The organism is Symbiobacterium ostreiconchae (assembly GCF_055396975.1).
Genome location: NZ_AP042454.1, coordinates 1508190 through 1529011 on the forward strand (window position 1 = coordinate 1508190; position 20822 = coordinate 1529011).

The window sequence follows — 20822 nt, forward strand, 5'->3', positions numbered from 1 at the left end:
GAAGATGGGAGGTAAGGGGACGGTAAAGCCAGACCCTCCCAAGTCAGACCTATGCGTATATGGCAGCAGCTTCGTGAACGGCTCGAGAACCTGACAGGACAGAACCGGTGGAAGAACTCCCGAATCCGCAGAGTGATCTGGGGGGTTCTCTTCTTCGCGCTTCTGACCCTGGTCCTGGGAAACCAGACCGTGCCTGCCCGCCTGGACGTGAAGATCGGCGACGTGGCCCCGCGGGACGTGCCCGCGCCGCGCGCGGTCTTCAACGAGATTCTGACCTCACAGCGGCAGGAGGCCGCGGCGCAGGCGGTGACCCCCGTGTACAAGCGGGAACCGGCCGTGCTGGAAAACGCGGAAAGGTACGTGAAGGCGATCTTCAGCGAGATCCGCCGGATCCGCGGCCAGGGCGAGGTCGACCTGGAGGCGCGGGTGCAGAATCTGGCCGATCGCGTCCGGCTGGCGGTCCTGCCCGATGAGGTCTACGCGGCGCTGCTGACGGCCGACGACGCGCAGATCGTCTACGCGGAGGAGCAGGCCCTGGCGCTGCTTCAGATCGTGCTGGGCGAGGACGTGTTCGAGCGGGACGTCCCCCGCCTGCGGGCCGGCATCGACAGCGGGGCGGAGCCCTTCACGCTGGCCATCGAGGATGCGAACCTCAGCCGCTTCGTCCGGGAGCTGGTGAAGAGCCGCGTCGAGGCCAACATGGTGGAGGATCCGGAGCAGACCGACTGGCTCCGCATGAAGGCCGCGCAGGAGGTCCCCGAGGTCTGGTGGCAGCCGGGGCAGCTGATCATCGAGAAGGGCAAGACCATCACCGCGGACCAGTACGCCGCGCTGGTCGACCTGGGGTTGGTGGGCCAGAAGGCCAGCTATCAGTCCTGGGCCGGCGCGGCCCTGATCTCGCTGGTGGTGGTGGCCATCATGGCCATCTCCATCGCCCGCTGGCGGCCCGAGATCCTGGAACGCGACTCCAAGCTGATGCTCCTGGGGCTCATCGGCTTCATCACGCTCTTCCTCTCCCTGGCCATGAACCTCTTCTCCGGCCAGCTGGGTGAGGGCGCCTCCTACCTGATGCCCATCGCGCTCAACGCCGTACTGGCCGCCATCCTGCTGGATCCCCGGGTGGCCCTGCTGCAGTCGGTGATCATCGCCGTGCTGCTGGGCGTCTTCGCTTCCTCGGCCCAGGTGGGCGCCGTCGCCGTCGGGGTCGTCGGGTCGGCGGTGGGGGTCTACACCGTCGCCCGGGTGGAGAGCCGGAACGACCTGTACCGCTCCGGCCTCATGCTGGGCGTTGCCAACGCCGTGACGGTGCTCGCCCTGAACCTGCTGGAGTCGGCGCCGCTGCTGGACTGGCAGATGTGGCGCGACGTCGCCCTGGGCGCGGTGAACGGCCTGCTGGTGGCCATCCTCGCCACCGGCGCCCTGCCGCTGTTCGAGACGCTCTTCGGCATCGTCACGCCGCTGAAGCTCCTGGAGCTCTCGAACCCCAACCACCCGCTGCTGAAGCGGCTCATGGTGGAGGCCCCGGGCTCCTACCACCACACCATCCTGGTGGCCAACCTCTGCGAGGCGGCGGCCGAGGCGATCGGCGCCGATCCGGTCCTGGCCCGGGTCGGGGCATACTACCACGACATCGGCAAGATCAAGCGGCCTGCGTTCTTCGTGGAGAACCAGTTCGGCGGGGAGAACCCGCACGACAAGCTGCCGCCGAGCCTCTCGGCCATGATCATCACCAGCCACGTCAAGGAAGGGGTGGAGCTGGCCAGGGAGGCGGGGCTGCCCCAGGAGATCATCGACTTCATCCCCGAGCACCACGGCACCACCCTGGTCAGCTACTTCTACCACATGGCGTCGCAGAACAACCAGTCCGAGTACGTGCTGGAAGAGGATTTCCGCTATGAGGGTCCCAAGCCCCGCAGGCGGGAGACGGCCATCTGCATGCTGGCGGACGGCTGCGAGGCCTCGGTCCGGGCGATGCGGCAGAAGAGCCACCTCTCCCACGACCAGATCGAGCAGCAGGTGCGCAAGATCATCAACGACCGGCTCCAGCAGGGGCAGCTGGACAACTGCGACCTCACCCTGAAGGAGCTGGACACCATCGCCCGGGTGTTTGTGAAGGTGCTGAGCGGCGTGCACCATGCCCGCATCGACTACCCCGGCCAGCAGAAGCCCGCTGAGGGCGCCGGAGAGGCACAGGACGCCGCCGGGCAGGAGGGGGCCGGAGAGGAGAACGCCGGTCAGGAGAACGGCGGGCAGCAGAAGGCGGCCCCCGGTCCGGACAGCGCCGAGGAGGCTTTGACGGATGGAGATCTGGATCAACAACGAACAGGAGACGGTGGAGCTGACGGCGGAGCAGGAGGACCTGGTCCGGCGGGTCGCTGAGCGGACCCTGCAGCTGGCCGGGTCGGATCTCGGCGCCCACGTCGCCGTGTCGATCACGCTGGTGGATGATGCGACCATCACCGACCTGAACCGCGACCACCGGGGGCTGGCCAGCCCCACCGACGTGCTTTCCTTTTCACAGCTGGAAGGGGAGGACATGGGCGACCTGCCCGAGGGCGAGCCGGTGCCGCTGGGCGACATCTTCATCTCGGTGGAGCGCTGCGTCAGCCAGGCGGCCGATTACGGCCACTCGTTCGAGCGCGAGCTGGGGTTCCTGACGGCGCACGGCATGCTTCACCTGCTGGGCTGGGACCACCAGACCCCCGAGGAGGAGGCCGCCATGATGGCCAAGACCGAGGAGATCTTGGCGGGACTGGGGCTGAGCCGATGAGCGGGCGGCCCTTCCGGCACCGGTCGATCCTCCCGCGGTTTCGCGACGCGGGCCGCGGGCTGGTGCAGGCCTACCGGGAGGAGCCCAATCTGCGCTTCCACGTCTTCGCCGGCACGTGCGCGACCGTGGCCGCCATCGCCGTGGGGCTGGCGGGCTGGGAGACGGCCTACCTGGCCGTCACGATCGCCCTGGTGCTGTTTGCCGAGCTGGTCAACACGGCGGTGGAGCGAGCCGTGGATCTGGCCGCCGGCCGGGAGCGGCACCCGCTGGCCGGCGCCGCCAAGGAAGTGGCCTCCGGCGCCGTGCTGCTCACTGCGCTGCACGCCGTGTTCGCCGCGGCGCTTCTTTTCGCGCTGCGGCGGGATCTGACCGATACCATACAGACGGTGCTGCGCTTCTTGCTGCACCGCCCGGCCTGGCTCTTGCCGCCGGCCGCCGCCGGGCTCCTGGGCCTCTTCGGAGGCGCCCGGCAGGAGTCGTGAGGAGGGATTCACCTTGACTGATGCCGAACTCATCGCCGCCGCCCGGGACGCGCGCGGGCAGGCCTACGTGCCCTATTCCCGCTTTCCAGTGGGGGCCGCGCTGGTGGCCGACGACGGCACGCTCTACACCGGCTGCAACATTGAGAACGCCAGCTTCGGCCTCACCAACTGCGCCGAGCGCACGGCGATCTTCAAGATGGTGAGCGAGGGGCGGCGGCGCTTCACGGCCATCGCCGTCATCGCCGACACCGACGGGCCCTGCAGCCCCTGCGGCGCCTGCCGCCAGGTGATGACCGAGTTCGGGCCCGACGCCCGGGTCATCCTGACCAATCTGAAGGGCGACATCTGGACCGGGTCTGTGCGGGATCTCCTCCCCGGGGCCTTCACCCCGGCAGACCTGCCTGGCGACGGGGAGGGCCGCGCATGAAGGAAGCACCGTTCCGCTCCGGTTTCTGCTCCATCGTGGGCCGGCCCAACGTGGGCAAGTCCACGCTACTGAACGCCTTTGTCGCGGCGAAGCTGGCCATCATGTCGGACAAGCCCCAGACGACCCGCAACCGGATCCTGGGCGTCTACAACCGGCCCGACGCGCAGGTGGTCTTCCTGGACACGCCGGGCATCCACAAGCCGCGCCACCGGCTCGGCGAGTACATGAACAAGGTGGCCATCGGCACCATCCCCGAGGTGGATGTGGTGCTGTTCGTCGTCGACGGCTCCGTGCCGGAGCCCGGCGAGGGCGACAAGTACGTCGCCGACGTGGTCGCCCGCTCCGGCCGGCCGGCGATCCTGGTGGTCAACAAGATGGACCGGGTGAAGCGGGGCGACTGGTACGCGGTGATGGACGCCTACAAGGCCCTCGGCGATCCGCAGGTGCGCAGCGAGACGCCCGAGCCGGGCGCGCCCACCATCGAGTGGATCGACATCGTGCCGGTGTCGGCCCTGGAGCACAAGAACGTCGACGCGCTGCTGGACCTGATCGTGCAGCAGATGGAGGAAGGGCCCAAGTACTACCCCGAGGACATGATCACCGACCAGCCCGAGCGCTTCGTGATCGCGGAGTTCATCCGGGAGAAGATCCTGCACCTCACCCGGGAGGAGATCCCGCACTCGGTGGCGGTGGACGTGGAGCAGCTCCAGCGCCGGGAGACCGGCACCGTCTACGTGGCCGCCTCGATCTACGTCGAGCGCGAGAGCCAGAAGGGGATCATCATCGGCAAGCGCGGGTCCATGCTGAAGGAGATCGGCGCCCGGGCCCGCCAGGACATCGAGCAGATGCTGGGCTCCAAGATCTACCTGGAGCTGTTCGTGAAGGTGAAGGAGGACTGGCGGAACCGGGAGTCGGTCCTGCGGAGCCTCGGGTACCGGGAAGAATAGCGGACTGCGCCGACCCTGTGGACGGCTTGGAGGCCGCCAGGTCAGCCTGGCAGCCTCCGTTCCGTCATGGCACTTCCGCAAGCAGCAGAGGAGAGGACCGCACATCATGGAAAACTTCGTCTTCTACAATCCCACCCGACTGATCTTCGGCCGTGGGCAGCTCAGCCGCCTGCGTGCGGAGCTGGAGCCGTACGGGAAGCGGCTGCTGCTGGTGTACGGCGGCGGCTCCATCAAGCGCACCGGCCTGTACGACGAGGTGATGGCCATCCTGCGGGAGGCGGGCTGCGAGGTGTTCGAACTGCCGGGGGTGGAGCCCAATCCCCGGCTGACCACCGTCCACCGGGGCGTGGAGATCTGCCGCCGGGAACAGATCCAGTTCATCCTCGCCGTCGGCGGCGGCAGCGTGATCGACTGCGCCAAGGCGATCGCCGTCGGCGCCCAATACGACGGCGACGTGTGGGAGGTCATCACCGGGAAGGAGCGGGCGACCGGCGCGCTGCCCTTCGGCACGGTGCTCACCCTGGCGGCCACCGGCTCGGAGATGAACTCGGGTTCGGTGATCACCAACTGGGAGACCCGGGAGAAGCTCGGCTGGGACGCCGCCCCTCACACCTACCCCGCGTTCTCGATCCTGGACCCTGTTCACACGTTCACGGTGCCCCGGGACCACACCGTCTACGGCGTGGTGGACATGATGTCGCACGCGCTGGAGCAGTACTTCCACACGGCGGCCAACGCGCCGCTGATCGACCGCTGGATCGAGGCGCTGCTGCGGACGGTCATGGAGGCTGCGCCGAAGGCGGTCGCCAACCCGGAGGACTACGAGGCCCGGGAGACGCTCATGTTCTGCGGCACGATGGCCCTGAACGACGTGCTCGCCATGGGCACCGACGGGGGCGACTGGGCCACCCACGCCATCGAGCATGCGATCTCGGCGCTCTACGACATCCCCCACGGCGGCGGGCTGGCCATCGTCCATCCCAACTGGATGAAGTACTGCCTGGATGCCGACCCGGCGCGTTTTGCCCGGCTGGCGGTGCGGGTCTTCGACGTGGATCCGGCCGGCCTCACCGACCGGGAGGTGGGGCTCGAGGGGATCGAGCGGCTGCGGCAGTTCTGGACGAGCCTCGGCGCGCCTTCACGGCTGGCCGACTACGGCATCGGCGACGACCAGATCGAGCGCATGGCCGCCCTGGCCACAGAGGGCGGGACGATCGGCCAGTTCCGCAAGCTGACGCAGGAGGACGTGGCCGCGATCCTGCGGATGTCGCTGTAGGGAAACGGAGGCCGCCAGGTCGATCCTGGCGGCCTTTCGCGATTCCGTCCGCACTGCGCTGCCCGTGGAAAGCGGCATCCATCCGTCTCGCCCGCTCCCGGCCCGTTCGCGCAGGATGCTCCGCGCCCGCCCCGGCATACCATGATCTTATCTGGAATGCCCTGCGGGAGGCTGAGCGCGATGCAGATTCACGTGGTCGAGCCCGGGCAGTCGCTCTACGGCATCGCCCGCGCCTACAGCGTCACCCCGGAGTCCATCAGCGAGGCCAATCAGCTGAACGGCCTGCCGTACCTGGTCGTCGGGCAGGCCCTGGTCATCCCCATCACCGGCCGGTACTACTGGGTCCAGCCGGGCGACTCGCTCTGGTCCATCGGCCAGCGGTTCGGCGTCGCCCCGGAGGAGCTGGCCCGCATCAACGGCATCCCCGCCGGCGCCACGCTCCCCGTCGGCCTGCGCCTCTACATACCGCCTGCCCCGCGGCCCTCCATCGAGGCCAACGCCTACGTGGAGCCTTTCGGCGAGTCCGTGAGCCCCAACCTGGTCGCGGCCTCGCGGGCAGCCGTGCCTTACCTCACCTACCTGGCGCCGTTCAGCTTCCAGGTGCAGCGGGACGGCACCCTGAACCCGCCGCCGCTGGACGGTCTGCTCCAGATCGCCCGGGAGGGCGGGGCGGTGCCCATGCTGGTGGTGACCAATCTGGAGGAGGGCGGCTTCAGCGCGGAGCTGGGCCAGGTCATCCTCAACGACCAGGCGGCGCAGGACCGGCTGCTGCAGGAGGTGCAGCGGCTCATCCGGGAGATGGGCTTCCGCGACGTCCACTTCGACTTCGAGTTCCTGCGGCCCGAGGACCGGGAGGCGTACAACCGTTTCCTCCGGCGGGCGGCCGATCTCATCCACGCCGAAGGCGCCCTCATCTCCACCGCCCTGGCGCCGAAGGTCAGCGCGGAGCAGGCGGGCCAGTGGTACGAGGCCCACGACTACGCCGCCCACGGGGAGATCGTGGACTTCGTCGTGCTGATGACGTACGAATGGGGTTACAGCGGCGGGCCGCCGATGGCCGTGTCGCCCATCGACCAGGTGCGCCGGGTGCTGGAGTTCGCCGTCACCCAGATCCCGCGGCAGAAGATCATGATGGGCCAGAACCTCTACGGCTACGACTGGACCCTGCCGTACCGGCCGGGCGGCGAGTACGCCCGGGCGATCAGCCCGCAGGAGGCCATCCGCCAGGCCGCCCGGCGGGGGGTGGCCATCGAGTTCGACCCGCGGGCCCAGGCCCCGTTCTACCGCTACGTGGATGAGCAGGGCCGCACCCACGAGGTCTGGTTCGAGGACGCCCGCTCCATCCAGGCGAAGTTCAGCCTGCTGAAGGAGATGGGGCTCAGGGGCATCAGCTACTGGAAGCTGGGCCTCGACTTCCCGCAGAACTGGCTGCTGCTGGACGACAACTTCACCGTGGCCAAACGGACGGGCTGACGCATCCGCCGCCCGTGCTGGGGAGACTAAAGGGACGAGCCGATGACCTCAGCAGGAGACGACCGGGCCCGACGCGAACGGAACGCCGGGGCCCGGGCAAGACGGGAGGTGACCCGGTGTCTTCCCTTCCCATCCCGGCGGGCGGAACGCTCTGGTACGCCGAGTCCGGGCCGGCGGACGGCCGGCCCGTGTTGCTGCTGCACGCGGCGCTGCAGACCCACGAGTCGATGGCGCCGCTGATCGAAGCGCTCTCCCCCCTGGGCCTGCGGCTGATCGCCGTCGACCTGCCGGGCCACGGCCGCTCTGTGCTGCCCGGGCGCGGCGGGTCCGCGCTCCCCGGCCGGCTCACGATCAGCGGCATGGCAGACGCCGTGGCAGACCTCATCGACCGGCTGGGCCTGGGCCGGCCGCTCGTGGCCGGGTACAGCCTGGGCGGCATGGTGGGGATCGAGCTGGCCCTCCGGGGGCGGGTCTCGGGGCTGGTCGTCCTGGCGTCCCGCATCCGCCCGGCGGACGGCGCCCGCGCCGTGTTCGCGCCCGCTGCCATCCGGCGGCGCTCCCCGCTCTGGGCCCGGCAGCTGGATGAGCGGCACATCGCCACCCCCTGGGAAGCGCTGGCGACGGCCCTCGGCGAAATGCTGGCGACCTGGCCCGGCTTCGACCCGGCCAGGCTGGCGTCCATCCCGGTCCCGGTCCTGGTGGTGCAGGGCGACCGGGACCAGATGGTGCCGCTGGAGCAGGGACAGGAGCTGGCCCGGCTCGCGCCGCATGGCCGCTTCCACCTGGTGCCGCGGGCGGGACATCCCGAGCTGCTCTACCGAGATGACGCGCGGGCCGCGGTGAAGGAATTTCTGCTGAAACTCCTGGCGTGAATGGTTGCATCTGCTCGCGCGTCTGTTTACAATACAGAAGGACGTTTCGACTGCGGGGCGCCCTGGCTCGAAGGGCGCCTCTTCCAGTGAGCGTGTCGAACGGAGGTGGTGATGGGAATGGATGCCGGGCCAAGTCTGAGTCTGGATGTGCACAGTTTGCGGAATCCTTTAGGAGGCCCGCCCATACTCACAGCCCTCCGGGTCGAACTGCCGCTCGGGGTGAGGTCTGTCGTCGCGCACCGGTGACAGGCTTCGCCCGGTCCGGTTGTTCCTGCGCTTCGCCACGGCTGTGCGGGCCTCCGCATGGCCGTCTTCTCTTTTTCGGGGAGGCGGCAAGCTCCACACGAAAGGGAGGCGAGGCCATTGAACCAGGAACTGATCGGCACCCTGGACCAGACCATCGTCCTGCTGCAGCAGCACCGGCTGGACGAACTGCGCGCCCTGCTCTCGGAACTTCACCCGGCCGACCTCGCCGAGGTGCTGCAGGAGCTGGATGAGGCGGACCGGACGACCGTGGTGCAGCTCCTGGCCGGCCCCACCGCGGCGGAGGCGATCAGCGAACTGGAGCTGGAGGAGCAGGTCGATCTCGTCACGGCGCTTCCGCCCGCCCAGGCCAAGGCCATCCTGGACGAGATGTCCGCCGACGACGCCGCAGACCTGTTCGCCGAGCTGGATCCGGACAAGGCCGGCGCCCTCCTGGACCTGATGGCCACGGAAGAGGCCACGGACGTCCGCGAGCTGCTCGGCTTCCGGGAGGACTCGGCCGGCGGCATCATGACCACGGAGTTCGTCGCCGTCCAGGCGCACCGCACCGCGGAGGAGGCCATCGACCAGCTGCGCCGGGAGGCGCCTTCGGCGGAGACAGCCTATTACGTATATGTGGTGGACGCCCGCGAGCGGCTGGTCGGCGTGCTTTCGCTCCGCGAGCTCATCGTGGCCCCTCCCGACGCCGAAGTCCGGTCGATCATGCGCACCAATCCGGTGTCCGTGCACGTCGGCGAGGACCAGGAAGAAGTCGCCCGGGTGGTGCAGAAGTACAACCTGCTGGCCGTGCCCGTCGTCGATGACCAGCAGATCCTGCGGGGCATCGTCACGGTGGACGACGTCATCGACGTGCTGGAGGAGGAGGCCACGGAGGACATCTACCGGGCCGGCGGCGTTTCTGAGGCCGAGCAGGAGACCGACCTGGAAGGGGCCATCTGGCCGTCGATCCGCGCCCGCCTGCCGTGGCTCCTGGGGCTGCTCTTCCTGAGCCTGCTCTCCGGCAAGGTGATCGAGACCTTCACTCCGCTGCTGGACCGCTTCCACGCGCTGGCGATTTTTATCACGACCATGGCGGGCGGCGCCGGCAACGCGGCCACCCAGGCCCTCACGGTGATGGTGCGCGGCCTGGCCACGGGCGAGGTGGAGCGGGACCGGCTCATCCGGGTGGTGTGGCGGGAGGCCCGGATCGGCCTGGTCATCGGCCTGCTGTGCGGCCTGGTGCTGGGCGCCGCGGCCACGCTCTGGAACGGATCGCCCTGGATCGGCCTGGTGGTCGGGCTCTCCATCACCATCAACCTGATGCTGGCCAAGACGGCCGGATCGCTGGTGCCCGTGATCATTCAGCGGATCGGGCTGGATCCGGCGGTGGCCTCCGGCCCGTTCATCGCCACGATCACCGATACGACCTCGATGCTGGTCTACTTCTCCATCGCCGCGGCGGTGCTCCGGGCGGTGTTCTGAGCGCTGCCCTCGCAGTACACGGGTAAGGAGGTTCGGCAAGATGTCCCACTTGTTTGCGCCCTTCACGCAGAAGGGGGTCACCCTGCGCAACCGGCTGGTCATGTCCCCGATGTGCATGTACGTCGCAGGCACCGACGGCCTGCCCACCGACTGGCACCTGGTGCATTACGGCACCCGGGCGACGGGCGGGATCGGCCTCATCATCAGTGAGGCCACGGCCGTGGAGCCCCGCGGGCGCATCTCCGAGCATGACCTGGGCCTGTGGAACGACGCACAGGCCGAGGCCCTGGCGCGCATCGCCCGGTTCGTGCGGTCGGAGGGGGCCGCCTTCGCGATCCAGCTGGCCCACGCCGGCCGGAAGGCCTGGTCCCCGAACAAGGGGCGGGGGCCGGAGCCGGCCGTGGCCCCCAGCGCGATTCCGTGGGATTCCGACTGGGTGACCCCGCAGGCGCTGGATGAGGCGGGGATCGAGCAGGTTGTGGCGGCCTTCGGCGCCGCGGCCCGTCGGGCGGGCCAGCTGGGCTGCGATGCGGTGGAGATCCACGCCGCCCACGGGTACCTGCTGCACGAGTTCCTCTCGCCGCTCTCCAACAAGCGCACCGATGCTTACGGCGGCCCGCTGGAGAACCGGGCGCGGCTGCTCAGGCGGGTCTTCGAGGCCGTGCGGGAGGCGTTCCCCGCCGACCGGCCGGTCTGGGTGCGCATCTCCGCCACCGACTGGGTGGAGGGCGGCTGGGACGTCGACGAGGCGGTGGAACTGGCCCGCTGGATGAAGGCGTGGGGCGTGGACCTGGTGGACGTCTCCAGCGGCGGGCTCTCGCCCCTGCAGAACATCGCCAACCTCGGCCCGGGCTACCAGGTGGCCTTCGCCGAGCGGATCCGCCGGGAGGCCGGCATCGCCACCGGCGCGGTGGGGCTGATCACCAGCCCGGAGCTGGCGGACAGCATCGTCCGCACCGGCCAGGCCGACGTGGTGCTGCTGGGCCGGGAGCTGCTCCGGAACCCGTACTTCCTGCTGGCCGCGGCCCACCGCCTGGGGCGTGAGGTGGCGTGGCCGGAGCCCTACGTGCGGGGCAAGTTCCGGCGGTAAGCGGCGTGCACAGGGACATGCATGGTGATGGACGGAGACGCAGGCAGCGCGGGTGCGCTGCCTGCCTACGTATTCCCGGGTCGGCACGGCGGCGGTCCCGACCCTGATCAGTTCTTCCACGCCAGCTTGAGCAGCCCCCAGGCCTGGGCCGCCTCAGGCTGCCGGATGAACCGGATGAACCGATGCGCCCCGCAATACAGCCCGTAGGCCAGCGGGGTCAGGATGACGGCGCTCATGGCCGCGCCCAGGTGCCATGGCGATACGGACAGCGACTCACTCATGAACCTCGCCACAGGGGCCAGCAGCTGGGCCAACGCCTGGATCTGGGGCGACACCTCCGCCAGCCAGTGGGGCAGCCCGAGCACCTGGAGGGGAAGCTGCACGAGCCAGTGCTGGTTGATGTAGAAGGCGCCGGTCTCGAGGAAGACGGCGCCGAGGGCGTACCATACGAGGCCGCCCAGGGCAAAGAACCGGAACGGAACCCGATTGTGCACCCTCGCCAACTCCTTTCCGATCCGATCCGGGTCGCCGAACCGCGCCATCGCCTGCCGCCTGGCCTCCTCCGGCGGCACGCCCCCGGCTTCCAGCTCCCGGGCGGACTCCAGCAGGTGATCCAGGATTTCATCCTCCAGCGCCCGCCGCTCACATTCGCCCGCCACGCGGGCGGAGACGCGCGCCACGAAGGCGGTGAAATCAGACGGCACCGGGGACCGCCTCCCCATCGCCCAGAATGGCGTCCACCGCCGACCGGAACTGCCGCCAGTCCGCGGTCAGCCGGGTCAGCCGCTCAGCCCCGCGCCCGGTCAGGGAATAGAGCTTCCTGCGCCGGCCCGAGGGCAGGACTTCCCAGGCCGACGAGAGCAGGCCTTCGCGCTCCAGGGCGTGCAGCAGCGGGTAGATCGTCCCCTCGCTGAACTCGATCACGCCGCCGGACTGCTCCCGGATTGCCTGAATGATGCCGTAGCCATGCTGGGGACCCTGTGTCAGGACCCGCAGCACAAGCGGAACCGCAGTCCCCTTCACGAACTCCTGGTTCAACGATCCACCCCCTATACCTAGGACTCCTAGGCATAGGATACCATGGCATGGGCCGGGCTGGCAAGATGGTCGTCCTGCCGGCCTTTCCTGCGGTCTGGCAGGAGGGTGCTGGCTATACGTGGAAGTGATAGGCGAGCCGGGGTACCCGGTCAGAATAAGGAGGCGATGACCGTGAACCAGGCCATGGAGGCGGCACTGAACGAACAGATCGTGATGGAACTCAGCTCCGCCTATACCTATCTCGCGATGGCGGCCTACTGTGAGTCCATCAACCTGCCCGGTACCGCGCACTGGCTTCAGGTCCAGGCCAAGGAAGAGCTCGAGCACGCGATGAAGTTCTACAACCACGTCAACGACCGGGGCGGCCGGGTGGTCCTGAAGGCGATCCCCGAGCCCGTCCACGAGTATGCCTCCCCGCTGGCCGTCTTCGAGGCTGTGCTGGCGCACGAGCAGAAGGTGACGGCATCCATCCACAAGCTGTACGAACTGGCGGTGCAGGAGAAGGAGTACGGCTCCCTGCCCCTGCTCCAGTGGTTCATCGACGAGCAGGTCGAGGAGGAGAAGAGCGCCGACGAGGTGCTGCAGAAGTTCCGCATGGCCGGCGAAAGCAAGAGCGCACTGCTCTTCCTCGACAGCCAGCTGGGCAAGCGGGAGGACGACTAGCCTCGAAACCGGTCCCGTGAAGCGTTTCCGGGCTGTTCCCCAGCCGTTCGAAGGCCGGGGAACAGCCCGGTTTCTCTTTGCCGCGGGGGCACGGCCGCCTAGATCCAGCGGCCCGCCACCGCCAGCAGCTGCTCCACGTAGTGGCGGATCTCGAACCACCGGCGGTCCACCTCGACCCGCACGCCCCGCTCCACCATCTCGATGGCCTGGCGGGGGTTCAGGGCGTCGTAGCGGGGGTGGTAGACCTCGGTCCACGGGGGCAGGTCCGGCCGGCCCGCCGGGGCGATGGGGGTTGCCCCCAGCAGGTGCGCCTCGTAGAGGGCCAGCGTCAGGCTGCCGCCGGTGGTGGTGGAGATGGCGGCCTGCGCCCGGGCCAGCAGCCGGTAGTAGTCCTCGTGGTTCAGGCGGCCCACCTCGATGCCCATCTGCCGCCACAGCTCGACCGGGTAGTAGGAGAGTGGGTCGATGGGGGAGGCGATGAAGACCTGGTAGCCCCGGTCCATGAGCTCGAAGGCCAGGCGCACCGAGAGGTAAGGCTGGTAGAACTCGTTGAGCCGGCCGGGGAAGACGACCAGCCTCTCCCGGTCAGGGCCGGGCTTCACCTCAGCGATGACCCGGTCGATCAGCGAATGGTCGTAGGGGAAGCCGGCTGCAACGACCTGGGCGCGCGATCCTGCAGGCAGGTACCGTTCGCCCCAGGGCACCATGGAGGGGTTGGTCACGAGGATCGCCGCCAGCGAGGGGTGGCGGTAGATCCACAGGTCGGCCGGGTCGTAGGCGTTGGTGAAGGGGTTCCAGATGTCGTGCTCGTGGATGATGACGTGCTCTGGCGGCTCCAGCGCTTCCAGCAGCTGTTTCTGCACGGTGTAGCGGGTGAAGAAGACCGGTCCCCGGGGCCGCTCGGGCATGCGGGTCAGGTACTCGTAAGGCACCCCCGCCGCATCCAGCCCCCGCCGGAGTCCGGCCAGGAAGTTGGGGTACCAGGCCGTGGGGTCGTGGGGGTCGTAGACGATGTGCAGCAACGCCATCATCCTTTCCGTAAGGCCTCTGTCACCTGCTGGTCGCCTGCTGCCGCAGGATCCGGGCGCCGACGCCCAGCAGCAGGGCGGTGTAGGCCACCATGACCGCGACGTGCTGGGCCACGGGCACCGGCGCGCCCGTCCAGCCGCCCCAGATCAGCTCCTGCACCGGCCGGGTGGGAAGCCAGCGCATGACCTCGGCGACGGCCCAGTGGGACTCCTGCCAGGGCACGATGGTCCCGCCGACCAGCACCGCCAACACCGGCATGCGGTAGAGGGACGAGGTCTTCAGGTCGCGGGCCACGATCCCGACGAGAGCGCCGGACGCCGTGGCGAAGCCGATGGCGACGGCCAACCCGACCAGCAGCACCAGCGGCGCCCGCGGCGGCTGGTGGAACAGGAGCAGGATCAGCGCGCACATGAGGAAGGCCAGCAGCACGCCGACGAAGGCCTTCGCCCCGATGATCTCCAGCGGCCGGGCCGGGGTGACCAGCAGGGCTTCCAGCGTGCGCCGCTCTTTTTCCTCCACCAGGGAGTTGACCGTCATCTGCCAGATGCCGGCGTAGATGGCGACGATCAGGACCACGGGCAGGAAGGTGGACGCATCCTGCGCGTCCATCGCGTAGATGGCCGCCATGCCCAGCATCATCGCCATGAAGAGCAGGATCCGCCGGTTGCGCTTCAGCGCCCAGAACTCTCCGCGCACCAGGCTGGCAAACCGCATCACTGAGCCCTCCCCGTCAGCTGGATAAAGGCGTCGGTCAGCGAAGGACCGTGGTCCGCCTTCAGCGCGGCCGGCGTTCCGCAGGCCGCCATGCGTCCCCGCTGCAGGATGCAGACCCGGTCGCAGAGGGCATCGACCTCTGCCATGTCGTGGCTGCTCAGCAGGATCGTGACCCCCTGGCGGCGCAGGTCGCGGATCAGCCGGTGCAGTTCGTCCGTCGCCAGCGGGTCGAGGCCGGACGTCGGCTCGTCCAGGTACAGCAGCCGCGGGCCGTGCAGGATGGCCCGGGCCAGGGCCACCCGCTGCCGCTGGCCCTTGGAGAGTCTGCCGGCCAGGCGGTCCTTCAGGTCGGAGACGCCCATGCGCGCCAGCGCATCACGGGCCGACTGCTCCCCCACCCCGAACAGCCCGGCGAAGAGCAGCAGGTTCTCCCATACCGTGAGGCCGTCGTAGAGCAGGCCGCCCTCCAGGACGACCCCCATCAGGCGGCGCACCGCCTCGCCGTTGCGCCAGGGGTCGAGCCCGGCCACCCGCACCTGTCCCTGTGTGGGGCGGGCCAGGCCGGCCACCAGCCGGAGTGTGGTCGTCTTTCCGGCGCCGTTGGGGCCGAGCAGCCCGAAGGTTTCGCCCTCATGAACCTCCAGGCTCAGATCGTCCAGGGCCGTCACCGGGCCATAGCGTTTGGTCACGTGGATCAGCTGAATCATGCATCTCACCTCGGTCCCATTTTCCCGGCGGGCCCGAGGCGCAGCAGCATTTGGGTGACGACCGGTGCGGCGTCCGGACAAGTGGTGCAGTGGCGGGGATGGCTGGTGCGCAGCAGGGAACGAGTGGTGCACTGGCGGGGATGGCTGGTGCGCAGCAGGGAACGAGTGCACTGGCAGGGATGGCTGGTGCGCAGGAGGGAACGAGTGCACTGGCGGGGATGGCGGGTTCACACCAGGGAACGAGTGAGCCAGGCGGCGGACGGCCGGTGCGGCGCGGGGATGCCCGGCCGAGTCACCAGCCCAGCATTTCCTTGAGTTCCGCCACGCGGTGCTTGCTCAGCGGGACGTCGGTGCCGTCCTTCATCCGCAGCGAGAAGCTGCTGCGGGTCCAGGGGACGATCTCCTTCACGTGGGCCAGATTCACGAGGTAGCCGCGGTGGGCTCGGAAGAACCCGTGGGCGCTGAGCCGCGCCTCCAGTTCGGCCAGCGTGAAGGAGGCGGTCCAGTCCCCCTCATCGGTGTGCAGGTAGACGCTCTTGTCCTGGGCGTAGGCGTACAGGATGTCCGAAGGCGAGAAGAGGACCACGCGCTCATCGCGCCGGGCCGCGATCTGATCCACCCGGGGCCGGACCGCCCGGGCATCCGCGGCGCGGCCTTCCGGGCTGCCGTGTGCGGTACCGGCGCCCGACGGACCACCCCGGGTCGATGCGCCCTGGGCCGGGCCGGGATGGGTCGCGCCGGGCCGGGCGGCCCGATCGTCGGGCGGCACGAGCCGGCCGCGCTCCAGATAGCAGACCCGGGTCGCCAGGCGCAGGGCGCCGGGATGCCCGAACGTGGTGAGCAGGATGCCCTTGCCCTCGTCGGCCAGGGCGCTGAGGGCCGCCGCGATGACCTCCGCGCTTTCCAGGTCGCTGTCGCCCAGTGGCTCATCCAGGACGAGAAGCGCAGGATCGTGCAGCAGCGCGCGGGCGATGCGGAGGCGGGCCGCCTCGCCCGGCGACAGGTCCGCACACAGGCGGTCGGAGAGCGGTGTCAGTTCGAGCGCCGCAGCCACCTCGGCCGCCCTCCGCTGCGGCAGGGACCAGAGGCCGGCGAAGAGCGCCAGCGTCTCCGCCACGGTGTGGAGAGGGGTGAGCCCCCATCCCGGCCCTGCGAAGCCGACCTTCGCCCGGGCCTCGGGGGTGCCCGGCCGGCTGTCGCAGACGCGGATGTGTCCGCGGGAAGGGGAGCCCATCCCGCTCAGCAGCTTGAGCAGCGGATCCTTGCCGTTGCCGTGGCTGCCCACCAGGGCCAGCGTCTCGCCGGCTGACACGGTGAGGCTGAGGCCGTGCAGCCCTTCCGGGTGGTGCAGGTCGGAAATCTCCAGCAGCGTGGTCAACATCATCACCTGTCCATTCCTTCGCCTCCCTCCGGCCGTTTCCTCCACCGGCCGGGCCATACCGCAACGGGGTATGCGGGCGTCTCTAGAGCAGGAGACTAGTCCCACAGCCGGCCGCGCGGCCGGCCGGGGGAAGAGGAGGGAACACGCATGCGGCGACTGACTGCCGAGAGCTTTGACGCGGCCGTGCGCGAGCACCCGCACCTGATCGTGAACTTCACCGCCGACTGGTGTCCGGACTGCCGGCGGATCAAGGACGCCTACGCCGCCTTCCCGGAGCGCTTCCCGGAGATCGCGTTTGCCGTGGTCGACACCGAGGAGAGCCCGGACCTGGCCGAGCGCTTCGACGTGCGGGGCATCCCGTCGCTGCTCGTCTTCCGCGGCGGCGAGCTGACCGACCGGCTCTACAGCCGCGACGCCAAGACCGTGCAGCAGGTAGAGGCGTTCGTGACCCGGCAGGTGCCGGTCTCCTCCTGAGGCCGGAACCGGGTTGCAGCGTGCCGCTTGCCGGAGCCCTGGCGTACATAGGTACCGAGACTTGTGTGGGCGCGCAGGCTCGTGGGCCCACAGCGGCAGACAGGGGATGAAGGCTTGGAACTGGGAATCTACACGTTCGTGGAGGCGACGCCGGATCCTGCAACCGGCGTTCGCCTGAGCCCGGAGCAGCGGATGCGCAACCTGCTGGAGGAGATCGAGCTGGCCGACCAGGTGGGGCTGGACGTCTTCGGCATCGGTGAGCACCACCGGCCCGAGTACGTCGCCTCCGCCCCGGCGGTGATCCTGGCGGCCGCGGCAGCCCGCACCAAGCGCATCCGGCTGACCAGCGCGGTCACCGTGCTCAGCTCCGACGACCCGGTGCGGGTCTTTCAGCAGTTTGCCACGCTCGACCTGATTTCTGGCGGGCGGGCTGAGATGATGGTGGGGCGGGGCTCCTTCATTGAATCCTTCCCGCTCTTCGGCTGCGACCTGAACGACTACGACGCGCTCTTCGCCGAGAAGCTGGACCTGCTGCTGCGGCTGCGGGAGTCCGAGCACGTCACGTGGGAGGGCCGGTTCCGGCCCGCGCTGAGCGGCCAGGGGGTCTATCCCCGGCCGGTGCAGGAGCGGATCCCCATCTGGGTGGCGGTGGGGGGCACCCAGCACTCCGCCGTCCGGGCGGGGGCGCTGGGGCTTCCCATGGCGCTGGCGATCATCGGCGGGCTGCCCGAGCGGTTCCGGCCGCTGGCCGAGCTGCACCGGAAGGCGGCGGTGATGAACGGGCACGAGCCGCCCGCCCTCAGCATCAACTCCCACGGCTTCATCGCCGACCGGTCGCAGGACGCGGCCGACCTTGCCTTTCCCGCCTTCAAGGCCGTGATGGACCAGCTCGGCCGGGAGCGGGGCTGGCCGCCGATGACCCGGGCGCAGTTTGAGGCGTCCCGCAGCCTGCGGGGGGCGGACTTTGTCGGCAGCCCGCAGGAGGTGGCCGAGAAGATCCTGTACCAGCACGAGATCTTCGGCCATCAGCGCTTCCTGCTGCAGCTCACCGTCGGCAGCCTGCCGCACGACAAGGTCCTGCGGGCCATTGAGCTGTTCGGCACGCAGGTCGCCCCCGTGGTGCGGAAGGCGATCGCCCGGAAGCAGGGGAAGGCGTAGGGTCCGGCGTTGAGGAGCGGCCATTGATACGAAACGAGGAGAGCCCTGCGGCGCCTGCCGCAGGGCTCTCTGTCACCGTCCTCACTGTGGGCCGAGACCCGCCGTGCCTGCCGGCGAGTCGTGGGAACGCCTGCTTTTTCACTTTCTGCTCCGACCCGAAGTCGAAAACTGGGCCTTCCGATCTGAAGGTGCCGCCGGGACAACCTCGCCTTCCGCCTCTGCCCGGCGTTACGTCAACCCGGAAGCCGAATTATGTTATCTTGCGACCACCCGGAATGAGCGTCCGCGGGGGCGGAAGACCGCGATTCCACCCGAATCCCCCCTGCATCACCTCGGAAGGTCCACTTTTTCACTTCCGGCCCGAGGGCGAAGTCGAAAACTTGACCTTCCGGCGCGCGGGAGCCCCGAACCCACGTGGGATTGCCCAGGGTCCCCTCACTGCGGGCTGATGCGGTACCAGATGCGCTTCAGGAACCCCCGGGCGTCGGGGGCATCCACTTGGCGCACGATGGTCGGCCGGCTGCCCGTGCACCGCCACTGGTAGATGGTCTCCCGGCCTGTCACAGCGGCCGGGATGTTGTCGGCGCCCGGGTTGGCGCGGCAGAAGCGCCACATGGCCAGGGTGGGGATCCGGCGGGTGTCCGCCTTGGACTGGGAGGGCAGGTTGGCGCCGACGAAACAGGCGTACACTTCGCCGCCCATGCAGCGCCAGAAGGTGGACTGCCGCAGCTGCTCCCTGGAAATGTCTTTCGGCAGGTCGGCGGCCCGGATGAGCCCCTCGATCACCGCGTCGGGCACCGGCGGCCCCGTCCAGTGCTCGTCGGGCGCATCGACCGTCCCCACCTCCTTGCAGTAGGCGAAGGGGTCGTCGGTATGCGCCGCCGCCGGGCGGCCGAGCGCCAGGACCAGCAGGGGAACGAGGGCGAGCAGGACGGCGGTGCGCAGCCGCCTTGGATGAGTCATGGGCAACCACCTCGCGTTCAGTCTTCAAGTCGTCCTGCGCGCAGTCTGCCCCTACAGCCGCCGCTGTACGCGCGGCGCAACCGGACCTTGTACCGATGGAGGATTGACCCACCTTTCGCTGCACGGGTACGTTGGTGTCAGGCGGGAAAACCCCGGAGATTGGGGGGATGCCTCGGTGCAGAACGCGAAGAGCCTGCCGGTGCAGTGTGCCGCCTGTCCCGTTCGCGCCCACGGCGCTCCGGTCTGCTGGCGTGACCTGCAGGCACAGATGGCGCTGCTGGAGGCGCGCGGCGTCTCCCGCCGGCTGGCGCCGGGCGAGGTGCTCTACTGCCAGGGCGACGCCGCCCGGGGCTGGTACCTGGTGCGTCGCGGCCAGGTGCTGGAGTACGTGGTCGACAAGGCCGGGCGGGAGCAGATCGTGCGCATCGCCCGCGCCGGCAGCGTGTGCGGCATGTCGGGCCTCGGCAGCGTGTCCCCCCACTGGGCAACGGCCCGGGCGGGACGGCTCGGGGCCGACGTCTGCTTCCTGCCCCGGGAGCGGGGGCGCCAGCTGGCCGAGGAGAATCCGTCCATCTTCTACGCGCTGCTGGCGGGCATGGCCGAGGAGGTGCGCATGGCCTACCACAAGCTGCACGGCCTCTCCATGCTGCCCACCCGCAACGCCGTGGCGCAGGTACTGCTCTCCGCCACGGAGTGCACCGACCAGGGCGAGTCCATCATCACCCTCTCGCGCAGCGAGATCGCCTCGATGGTGGGGGTGGCCCGCGAGACCGTCGTGCGGGTGCTGGCCGAGTTCCGCGCCGCCGGCCTGATCGGCGACCGGGGCCGCAACCGCATCGAACTGCGTGATCCTTGTGGACTACACGCGATCGCCGAAGGTCTAGACGACGGATAGTGCCCGATTTTGATTTGGATCAATGAACAGACTTCGCCGGCTGTCACACTGGAAGGTGACAGCCGGCTTTTTCTGCCGGTGAGTACGCACGCAGGAGGGATCCTGATGAACCTGTTTGACAAGGTCGTGCTGCTGATCACGGGCCTGACCGCCCTCTACATGGTGTGGCGGTTCTACCAGGACCTGCAGTCCGGCAAGCGCCCGGCCGGTTCGGGAATCTTGTACATCGTTTCATTCGCCGTGCTGCTCGCCTCCGGTCTCCTCCTCATCATCTTCGGCTACGACATCCTGCCCAATCCGCTGGTCGTCGTGGTGGCCAGCCTGATCCCCGTCACGCTCGCAGGCGGGCTCGTGGGGGAGCACGTGCCCGCGAGGTCCCGGCTGTACAACCTCTTCGCCGTGGTGGGGCTCCTGGCCCTGGCGATTACCCGCTTCACCGGCCCCCGGGCGCTGTCCATCCTCACCCTGATCCTGGTCCACGGCGTCGCCGGCCTCATCATCTTCGGCCTGCCCCTCTGGTACAGCTTCAGGCAGCTCGCCCCGAAGGGCTTCGCCTGGGTCGGCGTGGGCGGCGCCCTGATCGGCATCGGCGGCATCGCCCTGGCCTTCCTGAAGACCGGCCGGCCGATCCTCCCCGCCGAGGTCATCTTCCTCATCCTGGCGCCCCTGCTGCTGCTCATGACGGCCAGCTTCGCGGCGGGCTTCCTGACCGGCGGAACTCCTGAACAAGGGAGCTGA

At 69.3% G+C, this 20822-nt stretch carries 22 protein-coding genes; 15 read left to right on the plus strand and 7 right to left on the minus strand.

Annotated elements, in window-relative coordinates; translation table 11 throughout:
- Nucleotides 1–132: 132 nt before the first annotated feature.
- From ACZ5UM_RS07490 to namA, 10 genes are all read left to right on the plus strand, one after another.
- Complete coding sequence (locus tag ACZ5UM_RS07490) at nt 133–2379, plus strand: HD family phosphohydrolase (RefSeq protein ID WP_464847920.1); 2247 nt, start codon at nt 133–135, stop codon at nt 2377–2379.
- On the plus strand, nt 2300–2770 hold the full coding sequence (ybeY, locus tag ACZ5UM_RS07495; RefSeq protein ID WP_464847923.1) for an rRNA maturation RNase YbeY: 471 nt from the start codon (nt 2300–2302) through the stop codon (nt 2768–2770). Before ACZ5UM_RS07490 ends, ybeY begins: the two co-directional genes overlap by 80 nt.
- Nucleotides 2767–3252, plus strand: coding sequence for a diacylglycerol kinase family protein (locus tag ACZ5UM_RS07500; RefSeq protein ID WP_464847925.1), 486 nt, complete (start codon nt 2767–2769; stop codon nt 3250–3252). The genes ybeY and ACZ5UM_RS07500 overlap by 4 nt, the downstream gene beginning before the upstream one ends.
- Nucleotides 3253–3265: 13 nt before the next feature.
- Nucleotides 3266–3679, plus strand: a complete 414-nt coding sequence (locus tag ACZ5UM_RS07505; RefSeq protein WP_464847926.1) for a cytidine deaminase — start codon at nt 3266–3268, stop codon at nt 3677–3679.
- A complete protein-coding gene (era, locus tag ACZ5UM_RS07510; RefSeq protein ID WP_464847927.1) occupies nt 3676–4626 on the plus strand; it encodes a GTPase Era in 951 nt (316 codons plus the stop codon). The genes ACZ5UM_RS07505 and era overlap by 4 nt, the downstream gene beginning before the upstream one ends.
- A 106-nt stretch (nt 4627–4732) precedes the next feature.
- On the plus strand, nt 4733–5902 hold the full coding sequence (locus ACZ5UM_RS07515) for an iron-containing alcohol dehydrogenase (protein ID WP_464847929.1): 1170 nt from the start codon (nt 4733–4735) through the stop codon (nt 5900–5902).
- Nucleotides 5903–6082: 180 nt separating this feature from the next.
- A complete protein-coding gene (locus tag ACZ5UM_RS07520; RefSeq protein ID WP_464847931.1) occupies nt 6083–7375 on the plus strand; it encodes a glycoside hydrolase family 18 protein in 1293 nt (430 codons plus the stop codon).
- A gap of 116 nt (nt 7376–7491) precedes the next feature.
- Nucleotides 7492–8247 (plus strand): alpha/beta fold hydrolase, encoded by a 756-nt coding sequence (locus ACZ5UM_RS07525; RefSeq protein ID WP_464847933.1) that lies wholly within the window; start codon nt 7492–7494, stop codon nt 8245–8247.
- A gap of 363 nt (nt 8248–8610) precedes the next feature.
- Nucleotides 8611–9972, plus strand: coding sequence for a magnesium transporter (mgtE, locus tag ACZ5UM_RS07530; RefSeq protein WP_464847935.1), 1362 nt, complete (start codon nt 8611–8613; stop codon nt 9970–9972).
- 40 nt (nt 9973–10012) lie between these two features.
- On the plus strand, nt 10013–11062 hold the full coding sequence (namA, locus tag ACZ5UM_RS07535; protein WP_464847936.1) for an NADPH dehydrogenase NamA: 1050 nt from the start codon (nt 10013–10015) through the stop codon (nt 11060–11062).
- A gap of 107 nt (nt 11063–11169) precedes the next feature.
- On the opposite strand, the gene ACZ5UM_RS07540 is transcribed toward namA, so the two are convergent.
- On the minus strand, nt 11170–11766 hold the full coding sequence (locus tag ACZ5UM_RS07540) for a permease prefix domain 1-containing protein (RefSeq protein ID WP_464847937.1): 597 nt from the start codon (nt 11764–11766) through the stop codon (nt 11170–11172).
- On the minus strand, nt 11756–12100 hold the full coding sequence (locus tag ACZ5UM_RS07545; RefSeq protein WP_464847940.1) for a PadR family transcriptional regulator: 345 nt from the start codon (nt 12098–12100) through the stop codon (nt 11756–11758). Before ACZ5UM_RS07545 ends, ACZ5UM_RS07540 begins: the two co-directional genes overlap by 11 nt.
- A 171-nt stretch (nt 12101–12271) precedes the next feature.
- Here ACZ5UM_RS07545 and ACZ5UM_RS07550 point away from each other — a divergent pair, with 171 nt between their 5' ends.
- Complete coding sequence (locus tag ACZ5UM_RS07550) at nt 12272–12763, plus strand: ferritin (protein WP_464847942.1); 492 nt, start codon at nt 12272–12274, stop codon at nt 12761–12763.
- 98 nt (nt 12764–12861) lie between these two features.
- On the opposite strand, the gene ACZ5UM_RS07555 is transcribed toward ACZ5UM_RS07550, so the two are convergent.
- The 4 genes from ACZ5UM_RS07555 to ACZ5UM_RS07570 form a co-directional block, all read right to left on the minus strand.
- Nucleotides 12862–13791, minus strand: a complete 930-nt coding sequence (locus ACZ5UM_RS07555) for a hypothetical protein (protein ID WP_464848307.1) — start codon at nt 13789–13791, stop codon at nt 12862–12864.
- A 22-nt stretch (nt 13792–13813) separates the two neighbouring features.
- On the minus strand, nt 13814–14506 hold the full coding sequence (locus ACZ5UM_RS07560) for an ABC transporter permease (RefSeq protein ID WP_464847943.1): 693 nt from the start codon (nt 14504–14506) through the stop codon (nt 13814–13816).
- On the minus strand, nt 14506–15213 hold the full coding sequence (locus tag ACZ5UM_RS07565) for an ABC transporter ATP-binding protein (RefSeq protein ID WP_464847944.1): 708 nt from the start codon (nt 15211–15213) through the stop codon (nt 14506–14508). The genes ACZ5UM_RS07560 and ACZ5UM_RS07565 overlap by 1 nt, the downstream gene beginning before the upstream one ends.
- A 292-nt stretch (nt 15214–15505) precedes the next feature.
- The gene (locus tag ACZ5UM_RS07570) at nt 15506–16597 is read right to left on the minus strand and encodes a LytTR family transcriptional regulator DNA-binding domain-containing protein (RefSeq protein ID WP_464847945.1); all 1092 of its coding nucleotides are present in this window, start codon (nt 16595–16597) and stop codon (nt 15506–15508) included.
- Between the two features lie 144 nt (nt 16598–16741).
- Between ACZ5UM_RS07570 and ACZ5UM_RS07575 the strand changes: the two genes are divergently transcribed.
- Together ACZ5UM_RS07575 and ACZ5UM_RS07580 are read left to right on the plus strand one after the other, a co-directional pair.
- Complete coding sequence (locus tag ACZ5UM_RS07575; RefSeq protein WP_464847946.1) at nt 16742–17068, plus strand: thioredoxin family protein; 327 nt, start codon at nt 16742–16744, stop codon at nt 17066–17068.
- A gap of 114 nt (nt 17069–17182) precedes the next feature.
- Entirely contained in the window at nt 17183–18226 is a 1044-nt protein-coding gene (locus ACZ5UM_RS07580; protein WP_464847947.1) for an LLM class flavin-dependent oxidoreductase, read from the plus strand.
- 435 nt (nt 18227–18661) lie between these two features.
- Here the strand turns inward: ACZ5UM_RS07580 and ACZ5UM_RS07585 are convergent, their stop codons facing one another.
- Complete coding sequence (locus tag ACZ5UM_RS07585; protein ID WP_464847948.1) at nt 18662–19189, minus strand: hypothetical protein; 528 nt, start codon at nt 19187–19189, stop codon at nt 18662–18664.
- A 175-nt stretch (nt 19190–19364) separates the two neighbouring features.
- On the opposite strand from ACZ5UM_RS07585, the gene ACZ5UM_RS07590 reads away from it, so the two are divergent.
- Nucleotides 19365–20084, plus strand: a complete 720-nt coding sequence (locus ACZ5UM_RS07590; RefSeq protein WP_464847949.1) for a Crp/Fnr family transcriptional regulator — start codon at nt 19365–19367, stop codon at nt 20082–20084.
- A 105-nt stretch (nt 20085–20189) separates the two neighbouring features.
- Nucleotides 20190–20822 (plus strand): hypothetical protein, encoded by a 633-nt coding sequence (locus ACZ5UM_RS07595; protein WP_464847950.1) that lies wholly within the window; start codon nt 20190–20192, stop codon nt 20820–20822.

Excerpts from the sequence above, each read along its gene's own strand:
- ACZ5UM_RS07520 (WP_464847931.1), top strand. The coding sequence starts at position 6,083 with ATGCAGATTCACGTGGTCGAGCCCGGGCAGTCGCTCTACGGCATCGCC.
- era (WP_464847927.1), top strand. The coding sequence starts at position 3,676 with ATGAAGGAAGCACCGTTCCGCTCCGGTTTCTGCTCCATCGTGGGCCGG.
- ACZ5UM_RS07515 (WP_464847929.1), top strand. The coding sequence starts at position 4,733 with ATGGAAAACTTCGTCTTCTACAATCCCACCCGACTGATCTTCGGCCGT.
- ybeY (WP_464847923.1), top strand. The coding sequence starts at position 2,300 with ATGGAGATCTGGATCAACAACGAACAGGAGACGGTGGAGCTGACGGCG.
- ACZ5UM_RS07575 (WP_464847946.1), top strand. The coding sequence starts at position 16,742 with ATGCGGCGACTGACTGCCGAGAGCTTTGACGCGGCCGTGCGCGAGCAC.
- namA (WP_464847936.1), top strand. The coding sequence starts at position 10,013 with ATGTCCCACTTGTTTGCGCCCTTCACGCAGAAGGGGGTCACCCTGCGC.
- ACZ5UM_RS07585 (WP_464847948.1), bottom strand. The coding sequence starts at position 19,189 with ATGACTCATCCAAGGCGGCTGCGCACCGCCGTCCTGCTCGCCCTCGTT.
- ACZ5UM_RS07560 (WP_464847943.1), bottom strand. The coding sequence starts at position 14,506 with ATGCGGTTTGCCAGCCTGGTGCGCGGAGAGTTCTGGGCGCTGAAGCGC.
- ACZ5UM_RS07555 (WP_464848307.1), bottom strand. The coding sequence starts at position 13,791 with ATGGCGTTGCTGCACATCGTCTACGACCCCCACGACCCCACGGCCTGG.
- ACZ5UM_RS07595 (WP_464847950.1), top strand. The coding sequence starts at position 20,190 with ATGAACCTGTTTGACAAGGTCGTGCTGCTGATCACGGGCCTGACCGCC.
- ACZ5UM_RS07500 (WP_464847925.1), top strand. The coding sequence starts at position 2,767 with ATGAGCGGGCGGCCCTTCCGGCACCGGTCGATCCTCCCGCGGTTTCGC.
- ACZ5UM_RS07570 (WP_464847945.1), bottom strand. The coding sequence starts at position 16,597 with ATGATGTTGACCACGCTGCTGGAGATTTCCGACCTGCACCACCCGGAA.
- ACZ5UM_RS07565 (WP_464847944.1), bottom strand. The coding sequence starts at position 15,213 with ATGATTCAGCTGATCCACGTGACCAAACGCTATGGCCCGGTGACGGCC.